This window comes from uncultured Roseovarius sp. (genome assembly GCF_913054395.1).
Taxonomy (GTDB): Bacteria; Pseudomonadota; Alphaproteobacteria; order Rhodobacterales; family Rhodobacteraceae; genus Roseovarius.
Genome location: NZ_CAJXIP010000018.1, coordinates 36,004 through 43,200, shown reverse-complemented (window position 1 = coordinate 43,200; position 7,197 = coordinate 36,004). Strand labels below are relative to the sequence as shown.

Annotated in this window: 10 protein-coding genes; 7 read left to right on the top strand and 3 right to left on the bottom strand. The window is 62.9% G+C overall.

Going from position 1 to position 7,197, the window contains the following annotated elements:
* Nucleotides 1-30 precede the first annotated feature (30 nt).
* The 7 genes from QZ522_RS04485 to QZ522_RS04455 all read left to right on the top strand — a co-directional run bounded on the left by QZ522_RS04485 (nt 31) and on the right by QZ522_RS04455 (nt 5,236).
* On the top strand, nt 31-288 hold the full coding sequence (locus QZ522_RS04485) for a 3-ketoacyl-ACP reductase (RefSeq protein ID WP_294608031.1): 258 nt from the start codon (nt 31-33) through the stop codon (nt 286-288).
* Nucleotides 289-332: 44 nt separating this feature from the next.
* Nucleotides 333-1,292: a DnaJ C-terminal domain-containing protein gene (locus QZ522_RS04480; protein ID WP_294608029.1), complete on the top strand. Its 960-nt coding sequence runs from the start codon at nt 333-335 to the stop codon at nt 1,290-1,292.
* Between the two features lie 3 nt (nt 1,293-1,295).
* On the top strand, nt 1,296-1,640 hold the full coding sequence (locus QZ522_RS04475) for a chaperone modulator CbpM (protein WP_294608026.1): 345 nt from the start codon (nt 1,296-1,298) through the stop codon (nt 1,638-1,640).
* A 174-nt stretch (nt 1,641-1,814) separates the two neighbouring features.
* Nucleotides 1,815-2,387: a DUF308 domain-containing protein gene (locus QZ522_RS04470; RefSeq protein ID WP_294608023.1), complete on the top strand. Its 573-nt coding sequence runs from the start codon at nt 1,815-1,817 to the stop codon at nt 2,385-2,387.
* 201 nt (nt 2,388-2,588) lie between these two features.
* Nucleotides 2,589-3,584 (top strand): tRNA dihydrouridine(20/20a) synthase DusA, encoded by a 996-nt coding sequence (gene dusA, locus QZ522_RS04465; RefSeq protein WP_294608020.1) that lies wholly within the window; start codon nt 2,589-2,591, stop codon nt 3,582-3,584.
* Between the two features lie 42 nt (nt 3,585-3,626).
* Nucleotides 3,627-4,451: a sulfite exporter TauE/SafE family protein gene (locus QZ522_RS04460; RefSeq protein ID WP_294608035.1), complete on the top strand. Its 825-nt coding sequence runs from the start codon at nt 3,627-3,629 to the stop codon at nt 4,449-4,451.
* Nucleotides 4,445-5,236: a hypothetical protein gene (locus QZ522_RS04455; protein ID WP_294608019.1), complete on the top strand. Its 792-nt coding sequence runs from the start codon at nt 4,445-4,447 to the stop codon at nt 5,234-5,236. The genes QZ522_RS04460 and QZ522_RS04455 overlap by 7 nt, the downstream gene beginning before the upstream one ends.
* 19 nt (nt 5,237-5,255) lie before the next feature.
* On the opposite strand, the gene QZ522_RS04450 is transcribed toward QZ522_RS04455, so the two are convergent.
* Genes QZ522_RS04450 through ccmI form a run of 3 tightly spaced genes read right to left on the bottom strand, consistent with a single transcriptional unit; the run spans nt 5,256 to nt 7,194 of the window.
* Entirely contained in the window at nt 5,256-5,492 is a 237-nt protein-coding gene (locus tag QZ522_RS04450; RefSeq protein WP_294608016.1) for a DUF1289 domain-containing protein, read from the bottom strand.
* Nucleotides 5,489-5,965 (bottom strand): Holliday junction resolvase RuvX, encoded by a 477-nt coding sequence (ruvX, locus tag QZ522_RS04445; protein ID WP_294608013.1) that lies wholly within the window; start codon nt 5,963-5,965, stop codon nt 5,489-5,491. The genes QZ522_RS04450 and ruvX overlap by 4 nt, the downstream gene beginning before the upstream one ends.
* Nucleotides 5,962-7,194 (bottom strand): c-type cytochrome biogenesis protein CcmI, encoded by a 1,233-nt coding sequence (ccmI, locus tag QZ522_RS04440; RefSeq protein ID WP_294608010.1) that lies wholly within the window; start codon nt 7,192-7,194, stop codon nt 5,962-5,964. Before ccmI ends, ruvX begins: the two co-directional genes overlap by 4 nt.
* Between the last annotated feature and the right edge of the window lie 3 nt (nt 7,195-7,197).

Here is a 7,197-nt window from a genome sequence, read left to right as displayed (position 1 = left end):
TAGGTATGACACCGGACATGGGAGGCCACTATGGAGCAAGCGGATCTCAAGGCCAGGCTGGACGCCCTCGGACGCAATATCGAGAGGGCCGAAGAGCGTTTGAAGTTGAAACATCTTTTCTCGGCGGATCATCAGATCAAGGCGTCGGAACTTCGCGAGCGCTACAGGGTTTTGTGCCGGAAAGTGCAGGCCGAGGTGGCTCGGGAAGAGGCTCATGGTCGTCACGTGAGCAATCTGGAGAGGTCGCTTCGCGAGTGGTGGGATAGCTTCGAACTCGACGCGGACTGACCTTTTGGTGACGGTTCGACAGAGTTTTGCAAAGGCGCAAGTGGATGGAATACAAAGACTATTACAAGATACTGGAGGTCGATCGAAGCGCGTCGCAGGACGAGATCAAACGCGCCTATCGCAAGCTGGTACGCAAGTACCACCCGGATGTGAACAAAGGTCCGGGGGCCGCCGAGGCCGAGGCGAGGTTCAAGGATGTCGGTGAGGCTTACGAGGTCCTGCAAGATCCCGAAAAACGCGCGGCCTATGATCAGTTGGGCCCGAATTGGCAGGATGGTCAGGCCTTTCGCCCGCCGCCCGACTGGGATGACGGATTCGAGTTTTCCGGTGGTGGCTTTACGCAGGCCGATCCCGAGCAGTTCAGTTCGTTTTTCGAAGAACTGTTTTCACGCCGCGCCGGTTTCGGGGGTGGGATGCACGGCGGGCGTCAGGTTCATGCGCCGGGGCAGGACCATCACGCCAAGATCGTCATTGATCTTGACGAGGCCTATCATGGCGGCAGCCGTGATTTCACCCTGCGCAAACCCGAACTGGACCAGAGTGGCCACCTTGTCCTGCGCGAGCGTTCAATCCGGGTTGCGATCCCGAAAGGCGTCACCGAGGGCCAGCATATCCGCCTGACCGGGCAGGGTGCACCGGGCATGGGGCAGGGCAAAGCGGGCGATCTCTATCTGGAGGTGGCGCTGGAGGAACGGCCGGGTATGCGCATTGAGGGGCGTGATGTGTTCATGGACCTGCCCGTCACCCCATGGGAAGCGGCCCTCGGAGGGCGGATCGAAATCAAGACACCCGGGGGGAAGGTCAATCTGACCCTGCCGAAACATGCGCAAACCGGCAAAAAGCTGCGCCTCAAGGGGCGTGGCATTCCCGGCAAACCCGCAGGAGACCTATTCGCGGTCATCAAGATCGTCATTCCGCCAGCGGAAACGGCGAAAGCAAAGGCGCTCTACGAGGAATTGGCGCGGGAGGTCCGCTATAATCCACGGGCCCAACAGGGAGAATAGGTTATGGCACAGGAAAACGCGCTGGTCCCGGTCTGTGACGTGGTGACGTCACTGTCTCTCACCGAGTTGTGCCGCGTCAGCGGGTCGTCGGCGGACTGGATCATGGAACTGGTCGAAGAGGGTATCCTGGAACCTGCGGGCCCCGACCGGTCGGCGTGGATATTTGAAAGCACCAGCCTTTCCGTGATCCAGACGGTGCAGCGCCTGCAAAGCGATCTGCGTATCAACCTTCCGGGCGTAGCGGTTGTGTTGACGCTTGCTGAAGAAAATGCCCGGCTCGCAAGGCGCCTGACGCAGTTTGAAGCCGGTCCCGACCCATCGATCTGGATGCCTGCGCCAAAGCGCTAGGCAAGACACGCTCCGGCCACGCCCGATCCGCAGAATGACTTTAGCAATCCTTGAAAAGGAAGGACGCACCATGAGCAGGAAAAGCCAACCTCTTGCAAACCTGATGCCGCTCAGGAATCGCGGGCCAAAATGCCCGCAGACCCCGGACAGGCGCAGGGTAAAGGGAGTTGCCTTGTGACATTCAACACGGAACCTGCTGCCAGTATCGAACCCGGTACTGTCATCGCAAAGCTGCGCAGGGGGATTCTCTGGGCAGGCGGCATCATGATCGGTCTGGGGCTGTTGGCGCTTTTCCTGCCGCTGTTCAGTTCTCTGGTGATTGACATCCTGATAGGGTGGTTTTTGACGGTCAGCGGCTGCGTGGTTGTGGCCGGGGCGTTCTCACTTCGCGGAACCGGCGCGTTTCTGTGGCAACTCTTCACGGGTCTGCTTACCCTTGTGGCGGGTCTTTTCCTTTTCATCTTTCCGCAGCAAGGGTTGGTTGCGCTCACCCTGATTGTGGCTGTGGTCTTTTTGGCGACGGGGATCACCCAGTTCGCATTTGCGCTTTGGATACGCCCGGCTCCGGGGTGGAAATGGGCCATCGGTTCGGCCACGGTCAGTATTCTTCTGGGCGGCGCCATCCTGACCGTCCTGCCAGAGGCGTCTGGCATCATGCTTGGTCTTTTGGTGGGCATTGACCTCGTGAGCACGGGATTGGCGATGGTCGTGCTTGCCCGATCCATACCACGTGGTTTTGACCGCTGAGCAGTGAGTGTCTGACAGCGCGCCTCGTTTGGCCTTGCGCTCACCGTCGCGTTTTAAGGTTGGCGCGACGGCGCTACATTTGGCGGTCGGCGCAACAAATTGTTGCACTCGGGGTGAAAATCGGGGCAAACGGGCCTTCAACCGAAGAAAGCGAATGAGTTGTCTGAGCTGGAAAGCCCTATAAAACAGGGAAAATCCGACGTGACCCGCGCAGCCCGTCTTAGCGTGGCCCCGATGATGGATTGGACCGACCGACATTGCCGGTATCTCCACCGGACATTGTCGGGGCGGGCGTTGCTTTATACCGAGATGGTCACGGCGCCTGCTTTGGTGCGCGGTCATGCGTTGCATTTGCTGGATCATTCGGCGGACGAGCATCCTGTGGCGCTTCAGCTTGGGGGATCGGACCCGAAAGAACTGGCGCAGGCGGCGCGGCTTGGGTTTGAGGCGGGCTATCAGGAGATCAACCTAAATGTCGGCTGTCCGAGCGACCGGGTGCAATCGGGCACCTTCGGTGCGGTTCTGATGAAGGATCCGGGCCTTGTGGCCGAGTGTTGCTCTGCGATGATTGCCGCACAACCCCTTGAGGTGACTGTCAAATGCCGGATCGGCGTCGATGATCAGGAGCCACAGGATGTCTTGCCGGAGTTCCTGGCGCGGGTTGCTGCCGCCGGGGTGGGGCGGTTCATCATCCATGCGCGCAAGGCCTGGCTTCAGGGGCTGAGCCCTAAGGAAAACCGCGATATCCCGCCGCTGGACTATGATCTCGTGCAACAGATGCGGGGGCTGTTTCCGGCGCTGCACCTATCGGTCAATGGCGGGATCACCACGTTGGACGAGGCCGAGGCCTTTCTTGACGCCGGGCTTGATGGGGTGATGGTCGGGCGCGCGGCCTATCATCAGCCCACCGATGTCCTCGCCGAAGCCGACCGGCGGATTTTCGGCGATCGGGGGCCGGATGCCACCGCCGAGGGCGCCGTGCGCGCGATGCTGCCCTATATCGAGGCGCATCTTGTGTCGGGCGGGCGGTTGAATCAGATCACCCGGCATATGCTCGGGCTGTTCGCGGGGCGTCCGGGGGCGCGCGGCTGGCGGCGCATGCTGTCGGAGGGCGCACATCATCCCGGTGCGGGCCCAGAGCTTTTGGAGCAGGCATTGGGCGAAATCGAACTGGCATCGCGCGCCGCTACGGTGTAGGTCGCGCCCATACGGAACCCGGAGCGCGACATGACTGTGACATTGCCCGATACAACCCTTTTGCTGCAAATGAGCCTTATGCTGATGGCGATCGGCGGGTTTGGGGGCATTCTGGCGGGCCTTTTGGGCGTCGGCGGCGGAATCGTCCTCGTGCCGGCCTTTTATTACGCCTTCACCACGCTTGGTTATGGCGGCCCGCAATTGATGCAGATCTGTGTGGCGACCTCGCTGGCGACGATCATCGTGACCTCTGTGCGCTCGGTTCTGAGCCATCACAAGAAGGGTGCGGTGGACTGGCATATCCTGCGGGGCTGGGCGCCCGGTATCGCCATCGGCGCCGTGGCCGGGGTGAGCGTGGCGGCGAACCTGAGTTCGACGGTCCTTCAGGCGGTGTTTGGCGGGCTGGGCATCATCGTCGGGCTTTATCTCGGGTTCGGGCGCGACAGCTGGCGCCTTGGCAGCGAAATGCCCAAGGGCGTGACGCGGGCGGTTCTTTCGCCGATCCTTGGCTTTTTGTCGGTGCTGATGGGCATTGGCGGCGGTAGTTTCGGCGTGCCGATGATGACCCTCTACAACAGCCCCATTCACCGCGCCGTGGCCACGGCTGCGGGCTTTGGAATCACCATTGCCGTGCCCTCGGTGATCGGCTTCCTGTTCCTCGAAATTGCCCCGGAGAACCGCCCGCCCTTCACCGTCGGAGCGGTCAATCTCGTGGCGTTTTTCATCGTCATCGCGATGACCCTGATCACGGCACCGCTTGGAGTCAGGCTGGCGCATGCGATGGATGCCAAGCCTCTCAAGCGCGTCTTTGCCGCGTTCCTGACGCTGATTGCGCTTAACATGCTGCGCAAGGCGCTTGGGTGGTAAGGGGGCTGCTGGACAAGGGCTTTGCGGTCTTTGATCCGGAGCCTGACGTTCTGAGCTGGGCAGAGGCGGCGCGGCGCGCGGCCCTGGCGCGAATCAATGACCCCGAAGAGACGGCAAAAAGCCTGCAATGCGAAGGCACCTGGTTTGTTGGCGTTGATTGCCTGCCAAACGACCGGTGGGGTGCGGTGGCGACAAGCGGGCCATTGACCGGGTCGGGCTATGGCGCGGCACAGGCGCTTTACGGGGCGTTGCCACTGCATCGGGCGCAGGTGTCGGTGATCTATCCCGGCTATCCAAAACCCCGTGCAGGCGAGAGCGAAGCAGCGTTTCGCTATCGGCGCATACGCGATGCGGCGCATGTGGACGGTCTCTTGGCGATAGGCGAGGCGCGCCGCCGGATGCTGCGCGAACGGCACGCCTATATCCTCGGAGTCTCGCTGACGGCGTGCAACGCAGGGGCAAGCCCGCTTGTGGTCTGGGAGGGCAGCCATCACATCATGCGCCGCGCCTTTGAACGCGCGCTTCATGGGGTGGCGCCACGCGATTGGGGTGCGGTTGACCTGACCGAGATTTATCAGGCCACGCGGCGTGAGGTCTTTGAAACCTGCCCGCGTGTGATACTGCCCCTGGCAGTTGGGGGCGTTTGCCTGGTTCACCGGCTTGCGCTTCATGGGGTGGCACCCTGGGAGCAGGGCGCAGAGGCACCGCCCGAAGGCCGGATGATCGCCTATTTCCGCCCGGAATTTGGCGATTTTTCCCGGCCCTGCTGGCTGGCGCACCCCTAAGAGGTTTCGCCGAAAAACCTTACCCCCGGCTCAACCGCGCCGCGCGCCCGCCGCGGCGTTTTTTCAGGATGCTGTTGCGGTCGGGCAGGGCGGCCATAATTTCGCGCCGGGCTTCCGGGGTCATTTTCGACCAGCGGGTGATCTCATCAATCGTGCGCAGACAGCCGGTGCAGATCCGTGCCTCGGGATGGACGACACAGACCTTCACACAGGGCGAATCCACCTCATTGCGTTTCCACGGGGATTCATCGGTCACAGGGCGGCCCTCACATGTCGCAAACGATCAAGTACTCCCTGAAGGATATAGGCCGCAGCGATATTGTCGATCACCTGCTTGCGACGTTTTCGGGTCGCATCCGCCTCCAATAGCGCCCTTTCGGCGGCCACTGTGGACAGGCGCTCGTCCCAAAACCCGATCGGCAGGGTCGTCAGCCGCTCAAGATTGCGCGCAAAGGCGCGGGTCGATTGGCATCTGGGGCCTTCGGATCCGTCCATGTTGCGCGGCAGGCCAAGAATGATCCCGCCGACCTCGCGGCTTGCGGCGATCTCAAGCAGGCGCGCGGCATCGAGGCCGAATTTCTTGCGCTGGACGGTTTCATGCGGACTGGCCACCGACAAAAGCCGATCCGAGAGCGCAACCCCGATCGTCTTGTCGCCAAGATCAAGGCCCATGACCGGGCGTGCCTGCGGCAGGGCGGCGCCAAATTCCTGAATATCCTCGATGATCATTCGGCAATCCCCGCATTGGCTGCCGCCGCACGCAGCGTATCAAGCATCGCCGGATTGGCGGCAAAGACCACCTGTGCCTCGGTCCAGACCTGGCGCGCCTTGCCGAGCTCGCCCAGCACGCCGTAAGCGTTGATAAGCCGCGCCCATTCCTCGGCACTGCCGCCGGTCGTCGCGAGCCGCTCGGCCAGCCCGGCAACCATGCCCCGGATCATGTCCTGACGCCCCTCGGCGCTCAACCCGGCGGCGTTGTCCATATCTTCGGCCGTCGGTCCCCGCAGGTCACCAGCGGGGGGCAGGGCATATTTCACCCCGGCGCGCGCCGCCAGATCCTCGATCTGGGCGCGGATCGGCGCGACCCATGGCGCATCGGCGGTGCTTTCCTCAAGCAGCGCCTGCCAGGTGCGAAACGCGCCATCGGGGCGGTCGACCTGAATGAGGTAAAGCCCAAGGTAAAACCGCGCACTTGGTTCGCGCGGGTCCAGCCGTAATGCCTCGCGTAGCGCCGTTTCGGCCTCGGCCGAGACATAGCCCGCACTGGCATTGATCATCAGATCCGCCAACATCGCCTGATCGGCGGCAGTGGTCGCGTCACCCTTGAGCGCGATAAGCTGTTGCTGGGCGCGGCGTGCGGCGCTCATGTTCCCCAGTGCGGCCTCGCTGCGAACCAGGAATTGCAGGCCCTGCTGATCCTCGGGGCGTTCCTTGACGGTTTTGCGCAGCTGTTCGATCAGCGCGAGATAATCTTGCGATGTGCCCTCGGGTACGCTCTGGCCCTGCGGGCCGAAGCGGGCTTCGGCCTCGTCCTGCGACAGGCGCGCGGCGCGGGCCTCGTCCGAGGCGGCAATCCGCTTGGCAATCGGCAGGTCCCTGTATCCCGGTGCACCGACCTGGCCATAGATCAGGATGCCGCCCCCGGCGATCACCGCCACGATAAGACCGGCCGCAAGCCATCCCGCAGCGCGCGGCTGGCCGCCATCCTCGCCGCCCAGGCGCAATTGCGCATCGGCCGCCAGAACCCGGCGCGAGACCTCGGCGCGCAGCCGCTGTGCCTCGTCCTCGCCGATCACGCCACGGGCAAGGTCGCGGTCGACCTCTTTCAGTTGATCGCGATAGACCTGAAGATCATAGGCCGCGGGCGGGGCATCCCCGACGCGCCCCCGCAACAGCGTCAGCGCCAGAACCGCCCCGATCGCAATGGCCAATGCTGCGACGATGATCCAGAAACCCATGGT